This is a genomic window from Actinoplanes sp. NPDC021490 (genome assembly GCF_055562135.1).
The window spans coordinates 142,170-167,358 of record NZ_JBVHFW010000013.1 but is presented as its reverse complement, the minus strand read 5'-3'; the positions used below and the strand labels follow the sequence as shown (position 1 = coordinate 167,358).

The window sequence follows — 25,189 nt, the reverse complement described above, 5'->3', positions numbered from 1 at the left end:
GGGCGCAGACTTCGAGTCATGACGATTCGCACCCCGTTCACAGCCCGTTCCACCGCGGCCGACGTGCTCGCCGGCCGCGACCTGACTGGCAAGCGCATGCTCATCACCGGTGGCACCTCCGGCCTTGGTCGGGCCGCCGCGACGGCGCTGCGCGATCGCGGCGCCGAGGTCGTCACCCCCGTACGGGCGGAACTCGATCTGGCCGATCTCGACTCGGTCGAGGCTTACGCGACCGGTCTCGATCACCCGCTCGATGTCCTCGTCGCCAACGCCGGGATCATGGCCGTCCCCGAGCGCCGCCTCACCGGGATCGGCTGGGAGTCGCAGCTGGCGACCAATTTCCTCGGGCACTTCGCGTTGATCAACCAGGTGCGATGGGCCGACCGGGCCCGGATCGTGGTGGTGAGCTCCGGCGCCCAGCTGCGGGCGGGCGTCGACTTCGACGATCTCCACTTCGACCGCCGCCCGTACGATCCGTGGGTCGCCTACAGCCAGTCGAAGGCGGCCGAGGTCCTACTCGCGGTGGCGGCCGGCCGTCGCCTGACCGGTGTCACCGCGAACGCCCTCAATCCCGGCCGCATCCACACCAAGCTGCAGCGCCACATCGCTCCCGCGACCATGCGGGCCCTGGGCGCGATGGACGACGAAGGCAACCTGATCCACTCCGAGGGCTACAAGACTCCCGAGCAGGGCGCCGCGGCCGAGGTTTTGCTGGCCGCATCCCCGCTGCTCGAGGGGGTCACCGGCCGCTACTTCGACGAGGACAACCAGGAAGCCGAGATCGTGCCCGGCGGTCCCGGACCGGTCGCCGGGGTCGCCGAGTGGTCGGTCGACCCGGTCGCCGCCGACCGGCTGTGGGAGCTGGCCGGGGCGGCCGTCAGGAAGCGGTGACGGGCGGGCTGACCGGGCCCTCGTTGCCGGACCGGTCCAAACCGCTCAGGCAGTACGTCACCGGGCCCGCCGGCGCCGCCGGGTCGACCACCTCGGCGCCGGCCCGGCCGGTGGCCACAAGCGCGGCCGAGTCGCCCGCGACCCGATAGAGGGCCCAGCTCGTCGCGCCGTCGGCCGCGGCCTGGAACCGTACGCCCTTGTCGAAACGGGTTGCCGTGGTCAGCCGGGGGGCCGGCGGGGCCGCGACCGGCAGCCGGGCCATGCGGGGCAGCAACGCCGGGGACGCGTAGTGCTTGTCGCGGTAACGGGTGACCGCCCCGAGCCGGTCGGCCCGGATCTGCTTGGCGCTGAAGTGCACCTGGCCCTGCACGCCGGCCTGATCGTTCATGACCATCTGCCGGTCGAGCTGGGCCGGGTCGCTCCACGCGCCCTCCTCGCCGATGCGGTAGTCGGCCATGCCGATGTAGAGCTGCACCTTCGTGCCCTTGGTCAGCGCCGTCCACCAGGGCAGCAGCTTGGCGTAGTCGGCCTTCTCGAAGCCGACCGTCCAGTACAGCTGGGGCACGATGTAGTCGAGCCAGCCCTGCTGCACCCACTTGCGGGTGTCGGCGTAGATGGCGTCGTACGACTCCAGGCCCCGGCTCTGCGAACCCTGCGGGTCGTGGGCGAAGTTGCGCCAGATGCCGAACGGGCTGATCCCGAACTTCACCCACGGCTTGAGCGCCTGGATCCGCTCGTGCATCTCGCGGACCAGCGTGTCCACGTTGTCGCGCCGCCACTGCGCGCGCGGCTTGCCCGCCCCGTACTTGGCGTAGCTGGCGTCGTCGGGGAAGTCGCCGCCGGCCGGATACGGGTAGAAGAAGTCGTCGAAGTGCACGGCGTCGAGGTCGTACTTCTGCACCGCCTCGAGCATCGAGTCCTCGACGAACTTGCGGGCGGCGGGGATGCCCGGATCGAAGTAGAGCCGGGCCGTGCTGCTGCCCTTGGGGTGCGCGATCGCCCAGTCGCGGTGCTCGAGCAGCGGGTGGCCGGGCGCGAGCTTGGCGAAGTCGGCGCCGGGGCCGACCGGGCCCGGCTGGGAGCCGCGGTAGGGGTTGAACCAGGCGTGGAACTCCAGGTTGCGGGCGTGCGCTTCCTTGACCATGTAGTCGAGCGGGTCCCAGCCCGGCGACTTGCCGTCGCGCTTGCCGGTCAGCCATTCCGACCAGGGCGCGTACGCCGAGGGCCAGAACGCGTCCCCGCTCGGGCGCACGTGCACGAAGATCGCGTTGTGGCGCTGGGCCTCGGCCAGGTCGAGCCAGCGCTGATACTCGGCCTTGACCTGCGCCTGCGACAGCCCCCGCCGGCTCGGGAAGTCGATGTTGTTGACCGTGGTCAGCCACATGCCGCGCAGCTCACGGGCCGCCTTCACCGGCACCGCGCCGCACTTGCCCGGGGTGCCGGCGGCGGGTGACGTCGCCGTCGACGGCCAGGGCGCGCCGGCCGCCGAGGTCGGCTTGTAGGTGGCCGCTCGCAGCAGCCCGATGCCGAGAACCGCCGTCGCGAACAGGACCGAGGCGAGGGCGAGGGTCAGCCGTACGGGTGGGCGGCGGAGGCGGAGCATGGGGACCAGTGTGCCTTGCCGCCCGGGTCGTTCGCGCGTCAGAGAACCGTCCGGTACACCGCGAGGGTCTCCTCGGCGATCCGCGACCAGCTGAACCTGTCGACCGCGCGCCGGCGGCCGGCCAGCCCCATCTCGCGGGCCCGGGCCGGATCACGGACCAGCTCGCTCATGGTGCCGGCCAGGTCGGCCACGAACTTGTCCGGGTCGACCGGCGTGCCCGTGCCGTCCTGCACCTGCTCGATCGGCACCAGCAGCCCGGTCTCGCCGTCGGCCACCACCTCGGGGATGCCACCGGTCGCCGTGGCCACCACGGCCGTCTCGCACGCCATCGCCTCGAGGTTGACGATGCCCATCGGCTCGTAGATCGACGGGCAGACGAACACGGTCGCGTGCGTCAGGACCTGGATGACTTCCTGTTTGGGCAGCATTTCCTGGACCCAGATGACGCCACGCTCGTCGCGGGCCGCGCGCAGCTCGTCGGCCAGCGCCTCGACCTCGGCCGCGATCTCCTTGGTGTCGGGCGCCCCGGCCAGCAGCACGATCTGCGTCTCGGCGGGCAGCGACCGGCACGCGCGCAGCAGGTAGGGCAGGCCCTTCTGGCGGGTGATCCGGCCGACGAAGACGACGCTGGGCCGGTCGAGGTCGATGCCCAGCCGCTCGATCACCTCGGTGCCGTGGTCGGGCTGGTAGAGCCCGGTGTCGATGCCGTTGTAGACGACCTGGACCTTGTCCGGATCGACCGACGGGTACGCCGCCAGCACGTCCCGCCGCATGCCGCCGGAGACGGCGATGACCGCGTCGGCGTTCTCGATGGCGATCCGCTCGCAGAACGAGGACAGCGCGTAGCCGCCGCCCAGCTGCTCGGCCTTCCACGGCCGCAGCGGCTCGAGGCTGTGCGTGGTGACCACGTGCGGCACCCCGTGCAGGAGCTTGGCCGTGTGACCGGCGAAGTTCGCATACCAGGTGTGGCTGTGCACGATGTCGGTTCCCTCGGCGCCCGCGGCGATCTCGAGGTCGACCCCCATGGTGCGCAGGGCGGCGTTGGCCCCGGCCAGCTCGGCCGGTTCCGGATAGGCCGTCACGCCCGGCTCGTCGCGGGGCGCGCCGAAGCAATGCACCCGCACGTCGGCCAGGGCCCGCAGGTCACGGGTCAGGTACTCCAGATGGACGCCGGCTCCGCCGTACACCTCCGGCGGATATTCCCGGGTGATGAGGTCCACGCGCAATCTCTCGGCCACGTCCGCAGCCTAGTGCCTGATCAGATATCTCGCCCCGGACAGCCCCACCGAAGCTCAAGATCCGTTACCCTGACCGTCGCCGGGAAGACCACGGCGAGTTGCCCTCTTCGGCTGGCGCTCAGGCTGGCGGAAAGTTAGCGTCCTTTCATGGCTGTCAAGGTGCTTGCGATCGTTCTGGCCGGTGGAGAAGGTAAGCGCCTCATGCCCCTGACGGCGGACCGGGCCAAACCCGGTGTCCCGTTCGGCGGCATCTATCGCATGATCGACTTCGTGCTGTCGAATCTGGCCAACGGCGGTTTCCTGAAAATCGTCGTCCTGACCCAGTACAAGTCTCATTCGCTGGACCGGCACATCTCCAAGACGTGGCGCATGTCGACGCTGCTCGGCAACTACGTCACTCCCGTACCCGCCCAGCAGCGGCTCGGCCCGCGCTGGTTCGCCGGCTCGGCCGACGCCATCTGGCAGAGCCTCAACCTGATCAACGACGAGAAGCCGGACTACGTGATCGTGTTCGGCGCCGACCACATCTACCGCATGGACCCGAAGCAGATGGTCAACGACCACATCGCCTCGGGCGCCGCGGTCACGGTGGCCGGCATCCGGCAGCCCAAGTCGCTGTCCGACCAGTTCGGCGTCATCGACGTGGCCGCGGACGGCAAGCGCATCCGGGCCTTCCGCGAGAAGCCCAAAGAGGTCGACGGCCTGCCCGACTCGCCCGACGAGATCTATGCGTCGATGGGCAACTACGTCTTCACGACCCGGGCGCTGATCGACGCCGTCTCCACCGACGCGCAGGACCCCGACAGCAAGCACGACATGGGCGGCAACATCATTCCCATGCTGGTCGAGCGGGGCGAGGCCAACGTCTACGACTTCCGCGACAACGAGGTGCCGGGCAGCCACGACCGCGACCGGGGTTACTGGCGCGACGTGGGAACGCTCGACTCGTTCTACGAGGCCCACATGGACCTCATCGCCACCGAGCCGATCTTCAACCTCTACAACCACGACTGGCCGATCTTCACGAACTACGGCTCGTGGCCGCCGGCCAAGTTCGTGCACGGGTACGACGACCGGCAGGGCCGCGCGATCGAGTCGATGATCTCGCCCGGCGTCGTGGTCTCGGGCTCGCTGGTCGAACGCTCGGTGATCTCGCCCAACGTGCGGGTCAACTCGTGGGCCCACGTCGAGGGCTCGGTGCTGATGGAAGGCGTGTCGGTCGGCCGTCGCGCGGTCATCCGCAACGCGATCATCGACAAGAACGTGATCATCCCCGAGGGCGCGCAGATCGGCGTCGACCTCGATCGTGACCGCAAGCTCTACACGGTCTCGGACAGCGGGGTGGTCGTGATAGGCAAGGGCCAGCGCGTGGAGCTGTGATCAGCGCCGGTCGCGCAGGGTCTGCGACGGGGTCACGCCGTACCGGTCGCGGTAGGCCCCGGCGAACCGTCCGAGGTGGGTGAACCCCCAGCGGTACGCCACCTCGGACACGTTGACCTGCCACGGCTCGGAGCGGGACAGCTCGTCGTGCACCCCGTCGAGGCGTAATCGGCGCAGATAGGTCAGCGGCGACATGCCGACGTGCTGCCGGAACGACTCCTGCAGCACGCGGACGCCGACCCCGGCGATCGAGGCGAGGTCGGTGGCGGTGAACGCGCGCCACGGCTCGGCGTGCATGGCGTCCAGCGTGCGTTTGACCGTACGCGGCCGGTTCGGCCCCTGCATGCCGGCCGGTTCCTCGCCGTACGGGTGCTCGACGGTCAGGGCCAGGCCGCTGACCACCATGTCACGCCACCGGTTGGCCATCCGGGGCTGCGCCGACAGGCCGTCGCCCCGGCGCAGCTCGCCGAAGAGCAGGCGGACCAGCGACACCCACGTACGCCCGGGGGCGTCGACCACGTTGAAGCTGTCGCCGAGCAGCAGCGGCGTGACGACCTGCTGATCGAGGGCGGCATCGAGCTCGCGTTCCAGGGCGCTCCGCTCGATCTTGACGCTGAGCATCCGGCAGCTGCCCGGCCAGTCGAGGTAGATGTCGCCGACCGGGCGGTAGACCGCGGCCCGGGTCTCGTCGGCGATTACCGTGGTGCCCCGATGCCGCGAGCGCAGCATGCCGCTGAGCGGGGCCAGCACGTGATAGGACGTCTCGAGGTCGGCGATCGCGACGTGGATGTCGCAGCCGTAGCTGATCTCGCCCACCGTGATCGGGCCCAGCGACACCACGTCACCCCGGAAGGCGAACCCGGACCGGTCACCGACCGGGTTCACCTCGAGGGGACCGTAGAACATGCCACGGCAGAACGCCCGGGCCTCGTCCACATCGGTCGTGGTGAGGGAGACGTGGGCGGACACGTCCGGTCGGGTCTGCTGAACGCCAACCATGGCGTCCAGACTAGACCCGAACCGGCGCAGGCACTTCTCAGGCGGCGACGGCAGCCATCGGCCAGGTGAATTCCGCGACCCCGCCGCTGGGCACATCGACCTCACCGAGCGGCGCGTCCGGGCTGTCCCAGACCGTGTATCGGCCCTCGGGCAGGCTGTCGAGCACGACGCTGTAGCAGACGCCGCCCCACACGTAGCGGGCGCGAACGGCCGCGTGCGTGCGGCGGGCCGGGTCGTCGACCGGGCTGACCTCGATCTCGCGGCCGTGCATCCGGCCCGGCGTATTGATGATCAGCGCGCCGATTCCGGCCCCGATGTTGAGCATCACCGTGCCCTGGCCGGACGGGGTCATGCTGTGCCAGGAGTGGTTGTGGTCCGCGGTCATGAGGGGTTGCCGAATCCGTCGAAGGGGGTGCCGAGGTAGGGGAACTTCTTGAGCAGCCCGGCGCTCGCGTCCTTGATGCTGAGACCCTGCTCGACCAGCGCGGCCGCCGCGTCCGGCTCGAAATCCTTCTCGACCAGCGGCAGGGTCACGCCCGCGATGGCCCGGATCGAGATCGAGACGACGTCGTCGGCGATGCGCCGCCCGTTGGGGAAGCCGGCCAGGTCGCCGCCGAGGATGCCGAACTTGTTCTGCTCCTTGGCCGGCGGCACCGCGGTGTTGAGCCGCAGCATGTCGGCCTGCACCTCGCCGGTGTTGTTCTGGAAGTTCTCGATGATGCCGTCCGGGATGCCGGTGAGCAGGATCGCGACCAGGTCGGCGCGGGCCTTGCCCGTCTTGTCGCGGGCGGCCAGCTTGTCGAACAGGCCGGGGTAGAGCACCGGCAGCAGCGTCTGCAGCTCCGGCTTCTCGACGAACTGGGCGAAGCGCTTGTCCTCCGCCGGGGACAGGCTGTTCCACTTGTCCTTCTCGGCCATCGGCACGATGACCTCGTTGAACAGCGGGTTGCCGAGGCGGGACACCTGCACCTGGGGGCCGACCACGACGTCGTCGTTCTTCTTGTCGCCGTTGCGCACCTGCACCTGGCGGCGGCTCGCGGACGTCCACACGCCGATCACGGCCTCGGGGTCGCGGCCGCGCACCTTCTTCTTGCCGTCCCGGCGTACGGCGGTGAGCGGCACCTGGATCGCGATGCTGTGCACGTTGAGCTTGTCGGTCGCGTTGACCGCCTTGCCGGCGTAGTTGAACAGGGTCTGGCCGACCAGGTGCTTGTCCTGGAAGGGGCGCAGCGTGCCCAGGTCGAAGATGGCGCCGAGGTCGACGAAGAACGCGTCGGCGCGCTGACCGGCGAAGACCTTCTCGCCGGTCTTGAGCTTGGCCACGGCGTCGGCGGCGAGCCCGTCGTAGTCGGGGATCGACAGCTTGCCGACGTTGCACGGCGGGCAGGGCAGCTTCTTGGCCAGCACGGTGCTCTTGCCGTACGCGTCGACCTTGGTGACCGAGAAGAACTGCCGGCGGTTCCAGTTCTCGCTGTCGAGCGCGTCGATCGGGCCGGTGTTGTAGAGGAACGTCTTCTCGTTGCGCAGCTCGGTGCGGAACCGGAACTGATACGTCAGGTCGGGACGCGCGTCGCCGTTCGAGTCGATGTGGATCTCGTAGAGCACGTCGTCGCCGAACTCGAAGAAGTTCGGGCCGCTGGACGGAAGCTGCAGCGGGACGTAGTTCGCGATGATCGTCACGGTGTCCGGGGCGTCCGGGCTGACGAAGGCATAGAGGTCGGAGCTGTCGGCGACCGGATCCTTGCTGATCTCGGGAGCCTCGCGATGCGATGACATGGTTTCTCTCCTCTCAGCCCTGGGCCGACTTGAGCAGCTTGGCGGCGAGCTTCTTGTCGGTGAGCGTGCTCTTGGAGCCGCCGATGAACACGTCGAAGGTGCCCTTCTCGGCGTCGCGAAGCGACAGGACCAGCGGACCGGCGCCCTTCGGCGTCTCTCCGGACTCGCCAGCCAGGCTGAGCCCGGCCACACCGGCCACGGAGACGCCCACACCGGCGGTGGCGGCGATCGCCAGCACGCGGCGGCGGTTGACGCCTCGCTGACCGTAACGAACTCGACTCATGCTCGGCCTTTCTTGATTCCCTGGGGGAGGAACGAAACCTGCAATGCGATGTCGACGACCATCAGTACGATGCGCCAACCGTTGCGGTTCAACGGTTTTCGCGCCGTCTGCGAAGAAATGCTCCGGCGCCCGCCCACGAAACCGCCGCGAAACCGATCAGCAGCGCTCCGGCGACGATCCAGTGACCCAGAGTCACCTGACTGTCGTCCTTCTTGGTGCTCACCGGGCTGAGGGCCGCCGGTGGGGGAGCCTCGCTGGTGGTGGCCGCGGGGGCCGGTCGTGTGGTCGCCGGCTTGACGGCCGGCTTCACTGCGGGCTTCACGGCAGGCCGCGCGGCTCTGGTCGTCTTGGTGACGGCCGGTTGCGCCGGGGCCTTGGCCGCGGCCGGGAAGACCAGATCGGAACACGAGTAGTACGTGTCCGGGGTCTTGGACGTCTCCCACACGATGTAGAGGATGTGCCGCCCGGTGCGCTCCGGCAGCTTCGCCCGCATCTTGTACGCCCCGTCGTCCAGCGAGGGGTCGGTGACCGTCGCGAGCGGCTTGCTGCCGAGGTCGTCCCAGGTGAGGCGCTTGCCCGGATCGTACGAGGGCCTGGTCAGAAAGATCCGGAACTCGCCCGCGTGCGGAATCGTCGCCCGATAATTGATCGCCAGGTTCTGGCCGGGCTTGACCTTGGTGGCCGGGAAGTCGTCGCGGGCCAGGTCGAGGCCCTTGAAGGGCGCCAGCCCACCGCTGCACAGCTTCCCGTCCGGCACGACCCGGCGGTCCTGGCCGCCCACGTCGGCGATCCGCAGGTTGTCGAAGTTGCCGAACCCGCCGCCGTTCGCCTTACGGGCCGCCTTGCAGGCCGCGCTGCCGGTCTCCGCGCCGCCGTCGGCGCACGCGGCGGTGCGGCTGATCGGCGTCGTCGGCGACCCGTGCGCCTCGGCCCTCTGCGCCCCGCCGAGCGCGGCAACAGCCACCGCGAGCACCCCGGCGGCCACACGATCGAATCTCACGTTCCAGCAATACGGAGAATTGGCCTGAGTCGTTCAGCACGTCCCCCAACGGCTGTCAGCGGGCCTGTGATTGCATGGCGGGGCTCGACTGTCAACGAATGGAGTTCCCATGGACAAGCCCGACGTCGGTCCGATCGAGGGCGCGCCCCCGGCCGACCTCGTCATCGAGGACATCACCGTCGGCGAGGGGCCCGAGGCGCAGCCCGGCCAGTACGTGAACGTCCACTACGTGGGCGTGGCGCACTCGACCGGCCGCGAGTTCGACGCGTCCTACAACCGTGGCGAGCCCTTCGCCTTCCCGCTCGGCGGCGGCCAGGTCATCGCCGGCTGGGACCAGGGTGTGTCCGGCATGAAGGTCGGCGGCCGTCGCCGGCTGACCATCCCGCCCCACCTGGGCTACGGCGCGCGCGGCGCCGGCGGTGTGATCAAGCCGAACGAGACCCTCGTCTTCGTGGTGGATCTGCTCGGCGTGCAGTGACGACGACGCGTGGCGCCGTCCCCGGGTGGCGCCACGCGCCCGCCGTCCCCGCCGTCCGCCCCGCGCTCTACCATGGCGCGATGGCCGGACCAACGCTGAGCCGCCGCCGTCTCGGGGCGGAACTGAAGAGGTGCCGGGAAGCGGCGGGCCTCACCCAGGAACAGGTCTCCCAGCGCTTCGAGTGGCACGCGGCCAAGGTCACGCGCATCGAGACGGCCCGGGTCACGGTCACTCCCCGAGACGTCAAAGACCTGCTCTCCCTGTACGGGGTGCACGACCGCCCCTACGCCGAGGCGCTGCTCGCGCTGGCCCGCAGTTCCCGGCAGCGCGCCTGGTGGTCGGAGTTCCGTGACCTGGTGCAGCCCGACTCGTACGTCAGCCTGGAATCGGAGGCGTCGGCCGTCCTCACCTGGGAGCCGATGCTGTTCCCCGGCCTGCTGCAGACCGAGCCCTACATGCGCGCGGTCCTGGCCATGACCCGCTCGGCCCCCACCGCCGACCGCGCGGTCGCGCTGCGCCTGGCCCGCCAGCGCCGCCTGACCGGCGACCGTCCCCTCGAGATGATCGCCCTGCTCGACGAGTCCGTGATCCACCGCCAGATCGGCGGGCGGGCCGTCCGCGACGAGCAGCTGCGTCACGTCCTCGAGCTGTCCTGGCTGCCCAACGTCACGGTGCGCCTGTTCCCGTTCGGCCACTCCGAGCTGCGCATGTCCACCACCATCCTCGAGTTCCACCAGGCCGGCGAGCTCAACGTGGTCTTCGTCGAGGGCCTGCGCCCCACCAACCAGATGCTCAAGCAGCCGGCCGAGGTCGACCACTACCGCGCGCTGTTCGACCAGGTCGCCGCCCGATCGCTCGACCCCGGCGCCACCCGCAAGACCATCGAGGCCGAGCTGACCCCCTGACCTCGGCGGGCCCGGGCCCACAACAACAATTCCCTGGGGGAGCGGCCGCCGGTGAAGGCCCACAACGCGATCACCGGGTCGCACAGCGCGCAGCCGAACGAGGAATCATGCAGGGACGGAATGAGCGGGGCGCCACGCCGGTGGTGCGCGATGTCCCAGGCCGTATGGAGGAGCCAGCCCACGCCGATGAATGTCCAGGAGCGCAGGCCCAGATAGGCGACCGCGACCATGACGGCGGCAAAGGCCAGCTCCCACAGGCCGAAAGCCCCGCCACTGATATAGGTGCCGCCCGCACCCGCTATGAGCAGCGCGTTGAACCGCTGCCGGTGCGGTTCGGCAATCAGGCTGTTGATGCCGATGAAGACGATCCCGATGACCACCGGCATGACATATCGAAGCATGCGAAATCCCTTTTCCGCCGACGCGACGCTGCGCTGAAAAGCGTAAAAGGACGGCCGGCGGCGAAGAAGCGCCTCGATTGCCAGAAAACAACGGAATCCGGTCAGCCGTTGGGGCGCTTCTCCATGGCCTGCAGCGACCAGCTGTTGCCGTCGGGGTCGCGGAAATAGACGAACTTGCCCCACGGCTGCTCGTCGATGTCGCTGGTCTCGATGCCGGCCTCGACCAGCTGGGCCCGCGCCCGCCCGGCGTCGGCCACCACGGCCTGGATCTCCTGCGTGCCGGGCGTCTTCTCGGTGATCCCGTCGCCGATCACGATCGAGCACGCCGAGCCGGGCGGCGTCAGCTGCACGAAGCGCAGGCCCTCCTGCACACGATGATCGTGATCGGCGTGGAAACCGGCCCGCTCGTAGAACGCCTTGGCCCGGTCGACGTCGCTCACCGGAACCGGGATCAGCTCAATCTTCATGTCCATGGCCTCACCGTAGGCTCGATTGAGGCCAATCCCTGTCCTCAATGAACGTCCGGTCACAAACCTCCACGCTGTCCGGTCAAACCGTCGGACGCAACCGCGTTCTCGGTGGGGGAGGAAAGATGCGGACCAGCCGGCTCGAGGCGTTCAGCGACGGCGTGCTCGCCATCATCATCACGATCATGGTGCTGGAGTTGAAGGTGCCGGAGGGCCACGACGTGGCCGCGCTCCTGCACGAGACCGGCGGCGGGCTGCTCACCTATCTGCTGAGCTTTGCTTACGTCGGGATCTACTGGAACAACCACCACCACATGTTCCACCTGGTCGACAGCGTCCGCGGCGGGGTGCTGTGGGCCAACCTGGTGCTGCTGTTCTGCTTGTCGCTGCTCCCGTTCACCACCGCCTGGATGGACGAGTCGGGTTTCTCCGTACGCCGGTGATCGTCTACGGTCTCGGCCTGACGATCACCGCCTTCGCGTACCTGGCCCTGCAGACTCTGATCATCCGTCAGCAGGGCCCGGGGTCGCCGCTGAGGCGAGCCGTCCGCGGCGACCTCAAGGGCAAGATCTCGCCGTTGTTCTATCTGGCCGGAATCCTGACCGCGCCGCTGAGCCCGATCGCCGCCGTCGGCTTCTATGCCGCCGGGGCGTTGCTGTGGCTCGTCCCCGATCGCCGCATCGACCGCGTGGTCCGCGAGCAGGAGCCGGTCACGGCGTCGCGGTGATCGTCCCCCGCTCGCGGTCGCGCTTCAGCGGCGGTCGGGTCTCAGCGACGGTCGCACTTGAGCGGCGGTGGCGTCTGAGTGGCGGTCGGGTCTCAGCGGCGGTCGCGCGGAGCGGTCGGGGCCGGGCGGCAGCCCTGGCGGGCCGGAACGGACTCGGTCCGCTCCGGCCCGCGATCGATTCCGTCGTCCCCCGCGACCGCGTCGCGGCCGGAATCGAACGGCTCTCCGAGAGGAGTCATCGGTTCCCCTTGAACTCCGCGCAACCCTTCTCGTCGGGCAGCAGCGGCCGGAAGTTGATCAGATATTTCTGCCCGTCGGCGGTCCACGGGCTCATCTGGTTGGCCTTCTTGGCCGCGGTCGTCACCTTGTCGAGGTCGGCGCCGGTCACGACCACGCAGCCGATCTTGATGCTCGGGTTCAGGTAGTCACCGGGCAGCGCCGGACCGGGCCACGCGACGTCGGCCTGCGCGGGCTCGCCGCCGGACTGCTGGGTCCACGGGCGGGCCAGCACGGCCAGGGACTGGGGCTCGTACGGCTTCGAGGCCGTGTAACCGTCGCCCGCGGCAAGCTGCTGCAGCTTCTTGACGTAGGCGGCCAGCTTGGCCCGGGCGGCTTCCTGGGCGTCGGTCAGCATCGGGTCCTTGGCCTGGGCCTCGTTGAGCGCGACGACGTTGACCGAGTGGGTGCCCTGGGCGGTCTGCACGGTCACCCGGGTGGTCGGCGCGTCGGCCACGTTGGGCTGCCCGAAATCGGTGCCCGGGCGGACACCGGCGTCGGCGGCCTCCTTGATGATCTGCTGCACCTGGTCGGGGTCGAGCGTGAGGACCTGGAGGTTGGGCAGCGCGGGACCGGGATAGATGGCCGGGACCGGCCCCTCGGTGATCACGCGGCCGTCGGCATAGATGCTGAGCGCCGGCAGGGAGCCGACAGTTCGGTCCGGCGGCACGAAACCGCCGAAGGACTCCACGCGGGCCACGAGCTCGTCACCGCTCCGGGGGGAAGCGGAGGTGCTCTCCGGCGAGCTGGAGCCGGGCGCGCCGGCGCCGGTGGCACCGGGCTGCGCGCAGGCAGCGAGCAGGAACAGGGGAACGGCGGCGGCGATCAGGGTGCCGCGGAGACGAGTCATGTCCGTTCAGACGATCCCGCGCCGCCCGTGGTTCCGGCTCTGTCACGAATTGCGGCGAAGATTTTACGTTGCAGTCGTATTGGAAAACCGCTACTTTGGCAATGCAGTCGTATTGCTAACGGGGAGGTCCGATGCCGGTCGTCGAACTGCGGGACGTTACCGCCGACATGCTGAACGAGGCCGGTGGCAAGGCCGTCGGCCTGGGTGCACTGGTCCGGGCCGGGGAGCAGGTGCCCGCCGGTTTCTGCGTGACCACCGGGCCGCTCGACCGAGCCGAGATCCTTTCCGCGTACGAGTCTCTCGGCGGCGGCCCGGTGGCGGTGCGCTCCAGCGCCACCGTCGAGGACGCGCCCGGCGCCAGCTACGCCGGAATGTTCGACACGGTCCTCGACGTGCGCGGCGCCGAGGACGTGCTCACGGCGATCGAGCGGTGCCGCGCCTCGATCGGCAACGCGCGCGCCCTCGCCTACGCGCCGCAAGCCGCGGCCGGCGCTGGGCCTGAGCCTGGATCCGGCATGGGTGTCGTTGTGCAGCGGATGGTTGCCGCGGAGACGGCCGGCGTGCTGTTCACGGCCGATCCGGTCACCGGCAACCGCGACGAGATGCTGGTCGAGTCGGCGGCCAGTGGTGAGGCCGTGGTCAGCGGGACGACCGGCGTCGACCGGCGGGTCGTGTCGGGGGACGACCCTCTGCGCGCGGTCGGCGAGCGCCTGCAGGCCCTGTTCGGGGCGCCGCAGGACGTCGAGTGGGCGGTCGACGGGGACGGCGAGCTGTGGATCCTGCAGTCGCGGCCGATCACCACGCTGTTCGCCCAGCCGCCGCGCACGGACGGTCCGCCGCGGGTCTATCTGGAGTTCGGGCACGTTCAGGGCATGCTGCAGCCGGTCACGCCGATGGGCATGGACACGCTGAAAGAACTGGTCAAGGCCATGCTGGCCCCGCTCGGCCTGCGCGTGGAGATCACCGACATCGGCGGGCGGCTGTACGGGGACATGAGCGATCTCGTACGTGATCCGGTCGCGCGCCGCCGGCTGGTGTCGCTGATGGCGGTCGACTTCGGGCCGCGTGCGCAGGCCGTCATGCGCCACGTGCTCGACGACCCCCGTTTCGCCCCGCTGTCCCGACGCGAGCGCAAGGCGCGGCAGCGTGGTCGCGAGAGCGTGGAAGGGAGCGAGCAAGGGCTCGGGCCGGAGGGTGGGCAGCGGCGCGGAAAGAGCGAGCGCCGGGCGATGCCTCCGGTCGGGCGGGCCGTGCGGGGAGTGCTCGGTGCGCTGGCCCGGCCCGATCAGGCCCGCGCGCGCCTGGAAGAGGAGATCGACCGGATCCGGCGCGAGTCGCAGGACGACGGCCGTGAGCTGACCGCGGCCGAGCGGCTCGAGCTGGTGGAGAAGCATGACCAGACCCACGGGCCGGACGCCATCATCTGGCCGATCGTGGCCGGCATGCTCGCCGCCGCGTTGCCGCCCGGACTGCTGGGCGATGTCGCGCGGCCGGGGGAGGTGCACGCGGTTCTGGCCGGGATGCCGCACAACGTGACGATCGAGATGGACCTCGCACTCTGGCAGCTCGCCCGCACGGCCACCAGCGCCGATGAGGTCGATCTGACGGACTTCCTGCGCCGGTACGGTCATCGCGCCGCCGCCGAGGTCGACCTCGGGGTGCCGCGCTGGTCGGAGGATCCCGCTCCCGTGCGGGCGGCGCTGGCCAACCTGATCCGGGTGACCGACCCCGGGCAGGCCCCGGACGTGCGCTTCGCCCGGGCCGCCGAGCATGCCGAGGCCACGCTGCGTGAGCTGGGCGTGCGGGCGAAGCGGCGGAGACCCGTACGGGCAAGGCTCGCCGTTTTTCTGCTCGGAAGGGCGCGGCGGCTGGCCGGGTTGCGGGAGGCCGGGAAGTTCGCGGGCCTTTACCGCCTGGCCGAGATGCGCCGGCACCTGCTTGCGGTCGGGGCCGATCTGGCCGCCGCCGGGAGGCTCGAGCGGGGCGGGGACATCATGTTCCTGACGATCGACGAGACGCGGGACGCGCTGGGCCAAGCCGGTCCGGCCGACCTGCGCGAGCTGATCGACGGCCGCCGCGCCTGGTATGTGCGCGAGTCCCGCCGCCGATCCGTGCCGGTCGCGTTGCTCTCCGACGGCACCGATGTCGAAGCGCTGATCGAAACGCCCGCGACTCCCGGTGCTCTGCGGGGCGTCGGCGCGTCGGCCGGTAAGGCGACCGGTCCCGTACGCGTCGTGCACGACCCGGCCACCGCCCGCCTCGAACCGGGCGAGGTGCTGGTCACGTCGACGACCGACCCGGGCTGGACGCCGCTGTTCCTGACCGCGGCCGCGCTCGTCACCGAGACCGGCGCGGTGATGGCGCACGGGCCCACGGTCGCTCGCGAATATGGCATCCCGGCCGTCATCTGCGTGCCGGGGGCCACCCGTCACCTGCGTACGGGGCAGATCGTCACGGTCGACGCCGCCGCGGGAACCGTCACTGTCGAGGAGGGGTCAAGATGAGCGTTCTCCGTCGCGCCGCGGCGGCCGAGGCGGCCACCTGGCGCAGTCTGGCGTTGTGGGTGACGCGGCGGCCGGTCGATCTGCACGGCGGTCAGGCGTACGGGTATCTGGGGGTGGTCAAGCCGATCCTCGGTGTCTTCCTCGTCCTGTCGGTCGTGGAGATCCCGATCCTCGACCTGATCGTCAAGCATGTCGTCCCGTGGGGCCCGGCCCGTCTGATCATGCTGGCGATCAGCGTCTGGGGTCTGCTGTGGATGCTCGGCTTCCTCGGCGGAATGATCCGGCACCCGCACCTGGTCGGCGGCGAGGGGCTGCGGGCGCGGATGGGTCCCGGCCTCGACCTGACCGTGCCCTGGTCCGAGATCGAGTCGGTCGGCAAGCGCTATCGTTCGTTGCCGTCGAGCCGCGCGGTGCAGTTCGAGGACGGAGCGTTGCACATCGTGGTCGGAAGCCAGACCAGCATCGACGTACGCCTGCGCCACCCCCGGGTCTTCGACGTGCCGAAGGGCACTGGGGAACCGGTCTCGGAGCTCCGCCTGTACGCCGACGACGCCGACGGCCTGGTCCGCGCCGCCCGCACGCGCCTCGACGCCGTCACCGCCTGAGCCGCCCGCGATGCCGAAGATCGTCGACCATGAGGCCCGCCGCCGGCTGATCGCCGACGCGCTGATGAGGGTGGCCGCCGACCAGGGCCTCGAAGCGGTGAGCCTGCGCCACGTGGCCGCCGCCGCCGGTGTGTCGGTCGGGATGGTGCAGCACTACTTCCACACCAAGGACGAGATGATGACGTTCGCGCTGGCCGCCGTCATGGACCGCACCGAGGCCCGCGTGCGGTCGGCCGTGGACGTCCTGGGCGAGGAGCCGCCTCCCCGGCAGTTGCTGCGCACGATGATCGCGGCGCTGCTGCCGCTCTCCGGTTCGGCCCGCGACGACGGCCGGGTCGGGCTGGCCTTCCTGGCCTACGCGGCCGTACGCCCGGAGGCCGGCGCGGGCCTGCGACCGGGCACCGCCCAGCTGGTCGACTTCGTCGCCGGCCTGCTGCCCGCCTCGCACGGCGTGCCAGCGGCGTCGGCCCTGCTCGCCCTGATGGAGGGCCTCGGGGTCTATCTGCTGGGCGGCCAGCTCACCCCCGACCAGGCCCTGGCCGCGCTGGACGCGCAGCTCGACCTGCTGTTCGGCGCGCCCTGACCGTTCGCCGGGGCCTCGGCCCGCCGTCCCGATCCGTCACGTGCATCGATCGTGTCCTCGAACACGGGCCAACATGCTTGACCATTGCGGCGGCACGCACGACAGTTAACGCTGTTAGGATTTCTAACAACGTTAGGAGTGACTGTCATGGTTCAGCACGTCGTCATCGGCGCCGGTTCCATCGGTGCCAACGTCGCCCGGCTGCTCGCCGACCGGGGGGAGAGCGTCCGGATTGTCACGCGCAGCGGCTCCGGCCCCGATCACCCGCTGATCGACCGGGTCGCCGCGGACGCGTCCGACCCGGTCCGTCTGACCGAGCTGTCCCGCGGCGCGGAGGTGATCTATCACTGCGCCAATCCGCCCTCGTACACGACGTGGGAGCGCCTGTTGCCGCCCCTGCAGACGGCGGCCATCGCTGCCGCCGAGGCGAACGACGCCGTGCTCGCGCTGACCGGCAGCCTTTACGCCTACGGCCCGCAGCCCGGTGGCCGGATGAACGAACACACCCCCATGGCCGCCGTCGGGCACAAGGGCCGCCTGCGCCGGCGGATGTGGGAACAGGCCCTGGCCGCCGGCATCCGCACCGTCGAGGTTCGCGGCTCCGACTACGTCGGCAAGGGCGCCAACGGCATCTTCGCGCTGCTCATCGAGCCGGCCTGGAAGAAGGGGAGGGCGGCCTGGATCACCGGCCACCTGGACATGCCGCACACCTTCACCGTCAACGCCGACATGGCCCGGGCTCTCGTGGCGCTGGCCGGGGACGAACGGGCCTGGGGCCGGCCCTGGCACGTGCCGTCCCCGCCGGCCGTGACCATCCGCGAACTGGGCCGGCGTTACGGCGTCGTGGCCGGGCGGCCCCCGGCCAAACTGATCCAGTTGCCGCGCCGGGTCATGCGTACGGCCGGGCTGGTCGTGCCGATGGCCCGCGAGATGGCCGAAATGGACTATCAGTGGTACGCGCCGTTCCACATGGACGCGACGGAGACGGCCGGCACCTTCGGTCTGACCGCCACCGACCTCGACACCGCCCTCCGCGACGAGGTCGGCTGAACGCCCGGCCCTCAGCTCCAGCCGGCCGGGGTGAAGCTGCAGCCGACCGGGCAAGCTCGCCGTCCGGGGTGAAGCTTCAGCCGACGCGGGTGAAGCTCTAGCCGGCCCGGGTGAAGCTCTTGTCGGCCCGGGCGAAGCGGGTGCGATAGGTCGACGCGCTCAGACCGTAGTGCGACTTGAAGCGGCGGGCGAAATAGTTCTGGTCGGGCCAGCCCACCGACTCGCCGATGCGGTTGATCGGCTGGTCGGTGTGCAGCAGCCGGGCCGCCGCCAGCTCGACGCGGAAGCGGGACAGGTAGGCCATCGGCGGCAGGCCCGTCGCCGCCTTGAACAGCCGGACCAGATAGCCGGGGGCCAGGTGCAGCGCGGCCGCCAGTTCGGTCAGGGTCCACTGGTGGGCCGGGCGATCCTCCATCATGTGCATCGCGTCCAGCACCGCCGGGTGGGTGCCGGCCGATCCGCCCGAGAGCGCGTCGGTGGTGGCGACCACCCGGGCCAGGCCGCTCAGGAACAGGGTCAGCCGGCCCACCACGTCGCCGCGGTAGTCGGTGGCCGGGAACGAGCGCAGCCTCTGCAGGCCGTCGAGGTGTTCGAGGCAGCCGGTCAGGGCGTCGTCGTGCAGGTGGGTGTAGAGGATGCCGCGGCGCTGGCCCGAGTATGGGCCGGTCCACAGCAGGTGGCCCAGCTGCGGGTCCTGCCGGGTCCACGACAGCTCGCGTTGCAGCAGCTCGGTCGAGAAGCAGCAGTTGTAGAGGTCGAGGTGCCGGCAATCCTCGTAGCCGTGCCAGACGCCCGGCCGGAGCAGCATCGCGTCGCCCACCCGCAGCTCCTGGCGGCCGGCCAGGCTGTGGTGGACGCCGGACCCGGCGATCACGACGGCAATCTCCACAAAGCTGTGCGTGTGCACCGGGTGCAGGCCCTCGTGCAGGTAATGGCCCGCATAGGCCACCGAGCCGTCGAAGAAGTGCAGCAGCGTCCGGGTGTTCTCGACCGGGGGGTCTTCGGCCATGCCCCAACATAGGCCGTGCCGGGGATCCGGCCCAAGGGCAGTGCGGCGCCTCAGGTGAATTTCGTGCTAGCTCCGGTTCATCTCGGGCTATGTCGTGGGCCACACCGAAATCCAGACTCGGGGTCACGGCGAAACGTTCCCGCCATGAAGCCGAAACACATTGATCGCCCGTACGCGACGTTGGTTCTTGAATCGTTTCATGCAGCACGACGGTACAAGCAACAGGAGTGACATGCCGGACATTACCGCCCCCCACGCTCTACGGTTCGAACACCATGACGGCAGCATGACTGGCCTCGGCACGCCCACTCCCCGCATCTCCTGGCAGGTCGCGGAGGCCCCCGAGGGCTACACGCAGACCCGCTATCAAATCGAGATCACCCGCGCCGGTCAGGCCGAGGTCTTCGAGGTCGAGTCGAGCGAGCAGGTGCTCGTGCCCTGGCCCGGCGCTCCGCTGCAGAGCCGGGAGTCGGCCACCGTACGGGTCAGGGCCGATGACAGCGACTGGAGCGAGCCCGCGGTGGCCGAGGCCGGCCTGCTCGACCCGGAGGACTGGACCGCCCGCTTCGTCAGCCCCCGCGAGATCGGCGCCTTCGGCCGCCCGGCCCCGATTTTGACCGGCACCATCGGGTTGCCCGCGGAGGTCGTCAAGGCCCGCCTCTACATCACCGCGCACGGCCTCTACCAGGCCTCGATCAACGGCAACGACGTCGGCGACGAGGTGCTCGCGCCCGGCTGGACCGCCTACCAGCACCGGCTGCGCTACCAGACGCACGACGTCACCGGCCTGCTCAGCCCGGGCGAGAACCGCCTGGAGGTGCAGCTCGGCAACGGCTGGTTCCGCGGCTACCTGGGGTTCCGCGACCAGCACAGCCTCTATGGCGACCGGCTCGCCCTGCTGGCCCAGCTCGAGGTCGAGACGGCCGACGGCCGGGTGCACACGCTGGCCACCGACGGCTCGTGGACCGCCCGCGAGGGCGCCATTGTCGACGACGACCTCTACAACGGCCAGCGCGCCGACCTGAGCCGCGAGCTCGGCCCCGAGTCGCCGGTCGACGTGATCGACGCCGACCTGAGCCTGCTCGTCGCCCCGGACGGGCCGCCCGTGCGTGTCACCGGCGTCCTCCCGGCCCGATCGGTGTTCAGCTCGCCGTCCGGAAAGACCCTGATCGACTTCGGGCAGAACCTCGTCGGCTGGGTGCGCCTCACGGTCCGCGGCGCCCCGGACAACCACCGGATCGTCGTACGGCATGCCGAAGTTCTGGAGGACGGCGAGCTGGGTGTGCGCCCGCTGCGCACCGCCCGGGCCACCGACGAGTGGATCGTCGACGGCCCCGACACGGTGGTTCTCGAGCCCACTTTCACCTTCCACGGTTTCCGGTACGCCGAGGTGACCGGACTGCCCGAGCTGCGGGAAGAGGACATCGAGGCCGTCGTCATCGGCTCCGACCTGCGGCGTACGGGCTGGTTCGACAGCTCGCACGAACTGCTCAACCGCTTCCACGAGAACGTCGTCTGGGGCATGCGCGGCAACTTCGTCGACGTCCCGACCGACTGCCCGCAACGCGACGAGCGCCTCGGCTGGACCGGCGACATCCAGGTCTTCTCGCCGACCGCCTCGTTCCTGTTCGACTCGGCCGGCTTCCTCACCAACTGGCTCGCCGACCTCGCCGCCGAACAGCAGAAGGACGGATCGGTCCCGTACGTCATCCCGGACGTTCTGCGGCAGCCCGGCCCGGCCACCGCGGCCTGGGGCGACGCCGCCACGATCGTGCCCTGGGTGGTCTATCGGCGCACCGGCGACCGGGGGCTGCTGGAGCGGCAGCTGCCCAGCATGCGGGCCTGGGTCGACCGGATGGCCGCGCTGGCCGGGCCGGATCTGCTCTGGGCGGGCGGCTTCCAGTTCGGCGACTGGCTCGACCCGACGGCCCCGCCCGCCGACCCGTTCCGGGCCAAGGCCGACCCCGACGTCATTGCCACCGCGCACCTGGCCCGCTCGGCCGAGGTCGTGGCCCAGGCCGCCCGGGCGGTCGGCGACGGCGACGTGGCCCGCGAGTACGGGGAGCTGGCCGAGCGGGTGCGGGCCGCGTTCGCCCGCGAATACGTCACCGGCGGCGGGCGGGTGCTCAGCGACGCCGCCACCGCGTACGCGCTGGCCCTGCAGTGGGCGCTGCTGCCCACCCCGGCGCAGCGCGAGCACGCCGGACAGCGGCTGGCCGACCTGGTGCGGGTGGCCGGGTTCCGGATCAGCACCGGGTTCGTCGGCACGCCGCTGATGACCGACGCGCTGGCCGATGCGGGCGAGCCCGATCTGGCGTACCGGCTGCTGCTGCAGACCGGCGTGCCGAGCTGGCTCTATCCGGTGACGATGGGCGCCACCACGGTCTGGGAGCGGTGGGACAGCATGCTTCCGGACGGCTCGATCAACCCGGGCGAGATGACGTCGTTCAACCACTACGCGCTCGGGGCGGTCGCCGACTGGTTGCACCGCCGCGTGGCCGGACTGGCCCCGGCCGAGCCCGGCTACCGCCGGATCGAGGTGCGGCCCCTGCCGGGCGGGCAGCTCACCCACGCCTCGGCGCGGCATCTCACCCCGTACGGGGAAGCCTCGGTGGCCTGGAAGCGGGACGGCGGCGAGCTGAGGCTCGAGGTGGTGGTGCCGGTGGGCGCGACCGCGACCGTGCACGTGCCCGGCCGCGACGAGCCGATCGACGTCAGTCATGGCCGGCACGACTGGGTGGTCGCGGATCCGTACGCCCAGGAAACCGCGAGGCCCGCCGAGCCCACCATCCGGCAGCTGATGGACCACCGGCCCAGCTGGGACAAGGTCGTCGCCGCGGCGCGGGAGGCCGGTGTCGCCGCCGACGAGGCCGACCTGGCCGGACGGCTCGAACGCTACCTCGGCGCCCCCGCGGCCGAACTCGCCGGCGCCGCCACCGCGCACGGCTTCATCCCCGGCGGCGACCAGCTCGCGGCCCGCCTGCAGACCCTCCTCTCCTCCGATCACGAATAAGGGAGTCAACGTCATGAAGCGACGTCAGATAGGCCTCGCCGTGTTCTCCGCGGCGACCCTCGCCCTCGGCGCGTGCAGCGCCGGCAGCCTGGGCAGCAGCGAACAGGACAGCGGCGGCGGCAAGGTCACCCTCTCGTTCCTGACCGACAACCAGCCCGAGACGGTGAAGCTCGCGGAGGGGCTGGCCAAGGACTTCACGGCCAAGAACCCCGACATCACGGTCAACGTCGAGACCCGGCCACAGGGCACCGAGGGCGACAACATCGTCAAGACCCGGCTCTCCACCGGCGACATGACCGACATGTTCATGTACAACTCGGGCTCGCTCATGCAGGCCCTGGCCCCGCAGAAGAACCTGACCGCGGTGGACGACTTCGCCGGGCAGCTCGACGACAACTTCAAGAAGGCGGTCGGCTCCGACGGCAAGATCTACGGGGTTCCGTTCGGCAACTACATGGCCGGCGCGATCTTGTACAACAAGGAGGTGTACGACAAGAACGGCCTGAAGGTGCCGACGACCTGGGACGAGTTCCAGGCCAACAACGCCAAGCTGAAGGCGGCCGGTGTCGACCCGGTCATCCAGACGTACGGCGAGACGTGGACCTCGCAGCTGTTCATCCTCGGCGACTACCACAACGTCGAGGCGGCCAGCCCGGGCTGGGCCGACCAGTACACCAAGAACCAGGCCAAGTACGCGACCACGCCCGCGGCCAAGGCCGGCTTCGACCACCTGCAGCAGGTGCACGACGCGGGTTACGTCAACAAGGACTTCGCCTCGGCCAAGCTCACCGACGGCCTCAACAAGCTGGCCAAGGGCCAGGGCGCGCAGTACCCGATCCTGTCGGCCATGGTCAGCCAGCTGATCACCGACAACCCCGGCAGCGAGAACAAGATCGGCCTGTTCGCCATCCCCGGCGCCGACGCGGCGAAGAACGGCCTGACCGTGTGGGCGCCGAACGGCCTCTACATCCCGAGCAGCACCACCGGCGCCAAGCTCGACGCGGCCAAGAAGTTCCTCGGCTTCGTGGCCAGCCCCGACGGCTGCGCCTCGATGGGCAAGGCGTCCACCCCGACCGGCCCGTACGCGGTCACCGGTTGCAAGCTGCCCGACTCGGTGCCGCAGGCCGTCAAGGACATGCAGACCTACATCGACAAGCAGGGCGCGTCCAGCCTGGCCCTCGAATTCCTCTCCCCGGTCAAGGGCCCGGCGCTCGAGCAGATCTGCGTCGAGGTCGGCTCCGGCATCCGCAAGGCCGACGCCGCCGCCAAGCTCTACGACGAGGACGTCAAGAAGCAGGCCCAGCAGCTCGGTCTCGAGGGCTGGTAGGACCGGTGGCGACCGACACTGTCCAGCGGCCGGCCCGGGGGCGTGCCAGCGCTTCCGGGCCGGCCCCGGCCGGCCGTAAACGCAGCCCGTACCCGAGCTGGTTCTACCTGCCGGCGGCCATCGTCTACGCGGTGCTGTTCCTGGTGCCGACCGTGACGTCCTTCTACTTCAGCCTCACCCGCTGGAGCATCTTCGACTCGCAGTTCATCGGGTTCGACAACTACGTCACGTTCTTCCGCGAGCCCGCCCTGGTCTCCGGCCTGTGGCACACCGTGGTCTACGCCGCGATCACTTCGGGGCTCAAGGTCGTCCTCGGGCTGGGCCTGGCCGTGCTGCTCACCTCGCAGATCATCGGCCGCGGCTACCTGCGCTCGGTGGTCTTCTTCCCGGTGCTGGTCAGCACGATCGGCGTCGGCCTGACCTTCACGATCCTGATGGACCCCGAGGAAGGCCTGATCAACGAGTCGCTGTCGCTGATCGGCATCCAGGGCCCGGGCTGGCTCACCGATCCGAGCTACGCCCTGGTGTCGGTGGCCCTGGTCGACGTGTGGAAGGGCATCGGGCTGGCCACGCTCATCTACATCGCGGGCATCGTCTCGATCCCGCAGGAGTACTTCGAGGCCGCCCGCGTCGACGGCGCCACGGCCTGGCAGAACTTCCGCAGCATCGTCCTGCCGCTGGCCCGCCCGGCCACGTTCACGGTCATCCTGCTGTCGCTGATCGGCGGCCTGCGCTCGTTCGACCTGATCTGGGCCATGACCCGGGGCGGTCCGGGCTTCACCTCGGACGTTATCGCGTCGGTGATCTACAAGCAGTACCAGGCCGGCTTCTACGGTCTCTCGACGGCCGGCAACGTGGTGTTGTTCCTGCTGGTCACGGCGATCATCTTCCCGCTGTCACGGTATCTGAACTCCAAGGAGGTGGACCTGTGACCGCTTCCGTCACGGTGAGCCGGCGACCGCGCAGGAACATCGCGCTCAGCGTGGTCGCGATTCTGCTGTCCGTCGTGGTGTTCCTGGTGCCGTTCGCCTTCATCCTGCTGACCGCGGTGAAGAGCCGGCAGGAGGCCTCGCGGCTGGACTTCTCGTGGCCCACCCAGCTCCAGTTCGTGCAGAACTTCGTGGACGTGGTCCAGGCCCGCGACTACATGCTGATCATCGCCTTCATCAACAGCACGATCCTCACGGTGGCGTCGGTGAGCATCCTGGTGGTGCTGGCGGCGATGGTGGCCTTCGTCCTGCAGCGCCGCCGCACCCGGTGGACCGGCCTGATCAACTTCCTGGTGCTGTCCGGCCTGATCATCCCGCCCGCCGTCGTGCCGACGATCTGGGTGCTTCAGAAACTCGGACTTTTCCGTACGATGCCCGGCCTGATCCTGGTCGAGGTCGCGTTCGGGCTGTCCTTCTGCATCCTGCTGTTCCGCGCGTTCATCGCCACCATCCCGCGCGAGCTCGACGAGGCGGCGATCATCGACGGCGCCGGCCCGATGCGGCTGTTCTTCCGGGTCATCCTGCCCCTGCTCCGATCGGTCATCATCACGGTCGTGGTGGTGCAGTCGGTGACCATCTTCAACGACTTCGTCAACCCGCTGTACTTCCTGCCCGGCGACCAGAACGCCACCGTCCAGCTGACCCTCTACAACTTCTCGAGCGCCTACTCGACCCAGTACAACCTGCTCTTCATGGACATCCTGCTGATCACAATCCCGCCGCTGCTGATGTTCTTGTTCTTCAACAAGCGCATCGTCGCCGGCATGACCGCGGGCGCCGTGAAGGGCTGAAGCCGGGGCGGCGCTGTTGCCTCAGCGCCGCCCCTTCCCCCGCC

26 protein-coding genes are annotated in these 25,189 nt (G+C 70.0%); 14 read left to right on the top strand and 12 right to left on the bottom strand.

What is annotated here, in order from left to right:
- Positions 1-18: 18 nt before the first annotated feature.
- A complete protein-coding gene (locus ACZ3I4_RS30740) occupies positions 19-891 on the top strand; it encodes an SDR family NAD(P)-dependent oxidoreductase (protein ID WP_465385529.1) in 873 nt (290 codons plus the stop codon).
- Here the strand turns inward: ACZ3I4_RS30740 and ACZ3I4_RS30735 are convergent.
- Both ACZ3I4_RS30735 and glgA read right to left on the bottom strand, forming a co-directional pair.
- Positions 878-2,494, bottom strand: a complete 1,617-nt coding sequence (locus ACZ3I4_RS30735) for a glycoside hydrolase family 10-like protein (RefSeq protein WP_465385528.1) — start codon at positions 2,492-2,494, stop codon at positions 878-880. The two genes, ACZ3I4_RS30740 and ACZ3I4_RS30735, sit on opposite strands and share 14 nt — an antisense overlap.
- A 38-nt stretch (positions 2,495-2,532) precedes the next feature.
- A complete protein-coding gene (glgA, locus tag ACZ3I4_RS30730; protein WP_465385527.1) occupies positions 2,533-3,732 on the bottom strand; it encodes a glycogen synthase in 1,200 nt (399 codons plus the stop codon).
- Positions 3,733-3,879: 147 nt separating this feature from the next.
- Here glgA and glgC point away from each other — a divergent pair, with 147 nt between their 5' ends.
- Entirely contained in the window at positions 3,880-5,112 is a 1,233-nt protein-coding gene (gene glgC / locus ACZ3I4_RS30725) for a glucose-1-phosphate adenylyltransferase (RefSeq protein ID WP_465385526.1), read from the top strand.
- On the opposite strand, the gene ACZ3I4_RS30720 is transcribed toward glgC, so the two are convergent.
- The 5 genes from ACZ3I4_RS30720 to ACZ3I4_RS30700 form a co-directional block, all read right to left on the bottom strand.
- Complete coding sequence (locus ACZ3I4_RS30720; protein ID WP_465385525.1) at positions 5,113-6,111, bottom strand: AraC family transcriptional regulator; 999 nt, start codon at positions 6,109-6,111, stop codon at positions 5,113-5,115. It abuts the gene before it with no gap.
- Positions 6,112-6,148: 37 nt separating this feature from the next.
- Entirely contained in the window at positions 6,149-6,496 is a 348-nt protein-coding gene (locus ACZ3I4_RS30715) for a phospholipase (RefSeq protein ID WP_465385524.1), read from the bottom strand.
- Positions 6,493-7,887: a DUF4331 domain-containing protein gene (locus tag ACZ3I4_RS30710; RefSeq protein ID WP_465385523.1), complete on the bottom strand. Its 1,395-nt coding sequence runs from the start codon at positions 7,885-7,887 to the stop codon at positions 6,493-6,495. Before ACZ3I4_RS30710 ends, ACZ3I4_RS30715 begins: the two co-directional genes overlap by 4 nt.
- Before the next feature lie 13 nt (positions 7,888-7,900).
- Positions 7,901-8,170 (bottom strand): hypothetical protein, encoded by a 270-nt coding sequence (locus tag ACZ3I4_RS30705; protein WP_465385522.1) that lies wholly within the window; start codon positions 8,168-8,170, stop codon positions 7,901-7,903.
- Positions 8,171-8,258: 88 nt separating this feature from the next.
- Positions 8,259-9,170 (bottom strand): lytic polysaccharide monooxygenase auxiliary activity family 9 protein, encoded by a 912-nt coding sequence (locus tag ACZ3I4_RS30700; protein ID WP_465385521.1) that lies wholly within the window; start codon positions 9,168-9,170, stop codon positions 8,259-8,261.
- A 109-nt stretch (positions 9,171-9,279) separates the two neighbouring features.
- On the opposite strand from ACZ3I4_RS30700, the gene ACZ3I4_RS30695 reads away from it, so the two are divergent.
- Positions 9,280-9,648: an FKBP-type peptidyl-prolyl cis-trans isomerase gene (locus tag ACZ3I4_RS30695; RefSeq protein WP_465385520.1), complete on the top strand. Its 369-nt coding sequence runs from the start codon at positions 9,280-9,282 to the stop codon at positions 9,646-9,648.
- Between the two features lie 80 nt (positions 9,649-9,728).
- The gene (locus tag ACZ3I4_RS30690) at positions 9,729-10,553 is read left to right on the top strand and encodes a helix-turn-helix domain-containing protein (protein ID WP_465385519.1); all 825 of its coding nucleotides are present in this window, start codon (positions 9,729-9,731) and stop codon (positions 10,551-10,553) included.
- Here the strand turns inward: ACZ3I4_RS30690 and ACZ3I4_RS30685 are convergent.
- On the bottom strand, positions 10,466-10,954 hold the full coding sequence (locus ACZ3I4_RS30685) for a DUF6010 family protein (RefSeq protein WP_465385518.1): 489 nt from the start codon (positions 10,952-10,954) through the stop codon (positions 10,466-10,468). The two genes, ACZ3I4_RS30690 and ACZ3I4_RS30685, sit on opposite strands and share 88 nt — an antisense overlap.
- A 101-nt stretch (positions 10,955-11,055) precedes the next feature.
- Positions 11,056-11,427, bottom strand: a complete 372-nt coding sequence (locus tag ACZ3I4_RS30680) for a VOC family protein (protein WP_465385517.1) — start codon at positions 11,425-11,427, stop codon at positions 11,056-11,058.
- Between the two features lie 119 nt (positions 11,428-11,546).
- On the opposite strand from ACZ3I4_RS30680, the gene ACZ3I4_RS30675 reads away from it, so the two are divergent.
- Together ACZ3I4_RS30675 and ACZ3I4_RS30670 are read left to right on the top strand one after the other, a co-directional pair.
- Positions 11,547-11,864, top strand: coding sequence for a TMEM175 family protein (locus ACZ3I4_RS30675; RefSeq protein ID WP_465385516.1), 318 nt, complete (start codon positions 11,547-11,549; stop codon positions 11,862-11,864).
- Entirely contained in the window at positions 11,861-12,148 is a 288-nt protein-coding gene (locus tag ACZ3I4_RS30670) for a hypothetical protein (protein WP_465385515.1), read from the top strand. The genes ACZ3I4_RS30675 and ACZ3I4_RS30670 overlap by 4 nt, the downstream gene beginning before the upstream one ends.
- 92 nt (positions 12,149-12,240) lie before the next feature.
- Here ACZ3I4_RS30670 and ACZ3I4_RS30665 read toward each other — a convergent pair whose 3' ends face one another.
- Together ACZ3I4_RS30665 and ACZ3I4_RS30660 are read right to left on the bottom strand one after the other, a co-directional pair.
- Positions 12,241-12,387 (bottom strand): hypothetical protein, encoded by a 147-nt coding sequence (locus ACZ3I4_RS30665; RefSeq protein WP_465385514.1) that lies wholly within the window; start codon positions 12,385-12,387, stop codon positions 12,241-12,243.
- A complete protein-coding gene (locus tag ACZ3I4_RS30660; protein WP_465385513.1) occupies positions 12,384-13,274 on the bottom strand; it encodes a hypothetical protein in 891 nt (296 codons plus the stop codon). Before ACZ3I4_RS30660 ends, ACZ3I4_RS30665 begins: the two co-directional genes overlap by 4 nt.
- Before the next feature lie 131 nt (positions 13,275-13,405).
- Here ACZ3I4_RS30660 and ACZ3I4_RS30655 point away from each other — a divergent pair, with 131 nt between their 5' ends.
- The 4 genes from ACZ3I4_RS30655 (at position 13,406) to ACZ3I4_RS30640 (ending at position 18,016) form a co-directional block, all read left to right on the top strand.
- Positions 13,406-15,778: a PEP/pyruvate-binding domain-containing protein gene (locus tag ACZ3I4_RS30655; RefSeq protein ID WP_465385512.1), complete on the top strand. Its 2,373-nt coding sequence runs from the start codon at positions 13,406-13,408 to the stop codon at positions 15,776-15,778.
- The gene (locus ACZ3I4_RS30650) at positions 15,775-16,383 is read left to right on the top strand and encodes a PH domain-containing protein (protein ID WP_465385511.1); all 609 of its coding nucleotides are present in this window, start codon (positions 15,775-15,777) and stop codon (positions 16,381-16,383) included. Before ACZ3I4_RS30655 ends, ACZ3I4_RS30650 begins: the two co-directional genes overlap by 4 nt.
- 10 nt (positions 16,384-16,393) lie before the next feature.
- Positions 16,394-16,966 carry a TetR/AcrR family transcriptional regulator gene (locus ACZ3I4_RS30645; protein WP_465385510.1) on the top strand — a complete coding sequence of 191 codons (573 nt, stop codon included), beginning with the start codon at positions 16,394-16,396 and terminating at the stop codon, positions 16,964-16,966.
- A 147-nt stretch (positions 16,967-17,113) separates the two neighbouring features.
- The gene (locus tag ACZ3I4_RS30640; RefSeq protein WP_465385509.1) at positions 17,114-18,016 is read left to right on the top strand and encodes an NAD-dependent epimerase/dehydratase family protein; all 903 of its coding nucleotides are present in this window, start codon (positions 17,114-17,116) and stop codon (positions 18,014-18,016) included.
- 97 nt (positions 18,017-18,113) lie between these two features.
- Here the strand turns inward: ACZ3I4_RS30640 and ACZ3I4_RS30635 are convergent, their stop codons facing one another.
- A complete protein-coding gene (locus tag ACZ3I4_RS30635; protein ID WP_465385508.1) occupies positions 18,114-19,025 on the bottom strand; it encodes a helix-turn-helix domain-containing protein in 912 nt (303 codons plus the stop codon).
- A 199-nt stretch (positions 19,026-19,224) separates the two neighbouring features.
- Between ACZ3I4_RS30635 and ACZ3I4_RS30630 the strand changes: the two genes are divergently transcribed.
- Genes ACZ3I4_RS30630 through ACZ3I4_RS30615 form a run of 4 tightly spaced genes read left to right on the top strand, consistent with a single transcriptional unit; the run spans position 19,225 to position 25,145 of the window.
- Complete coding sequence (locus tag ACZ3I4_RS30630; protein ID WP_465385507.1) at positions 19,225-22,038, top strand: glycoside hydrolase family 78 protein; 2,814 nt, start codon at positions 19,225-19,227, stop codon at positions 22,036-22,038.
- A gap of 13 nt (positions 22,039-22,051) precedes the next feature.
- Positions 22,052-23,365, top strand: a complete 1,314-nt coding sequence (locus ACZ3I4_RS30625; protein ID WP_465385506.1) for an ABC transporter substrate-binding protein — start codon at positions 22,052-22,054, stop codon at positions 23,363-23,365.
- A gap of 5 nt (positions 23,366-23,370) precedes the next feature.
- Positions 23,371-24,297, top strand: coding sequence for a carbohydrate ABC transporter permease (locus ACZ3I4_RS30620; RefSeq protein ID WP_465385505.1), 927 nt, complete (start codon positions 23,371-23,373; stop codon positions 24,295-24,297).
- A complete protein-coding gene (locus ACZ3I4_RS30615) occupies positions 24,294-25,145 on the top strand; it encodes a carbohydrate ABC transporter permease (RefSeq protein WP_465385504.1) in 852 nt (283 codons plus the stop codon). The genes ACZ3I4_RS30620 and ACZ3I4_RS30615 overlap by 4 nt, the downstream gene beginning before the upstream one ends.
- Positions 25,146-25,189 lie beyond the last annotated feature (44 nt).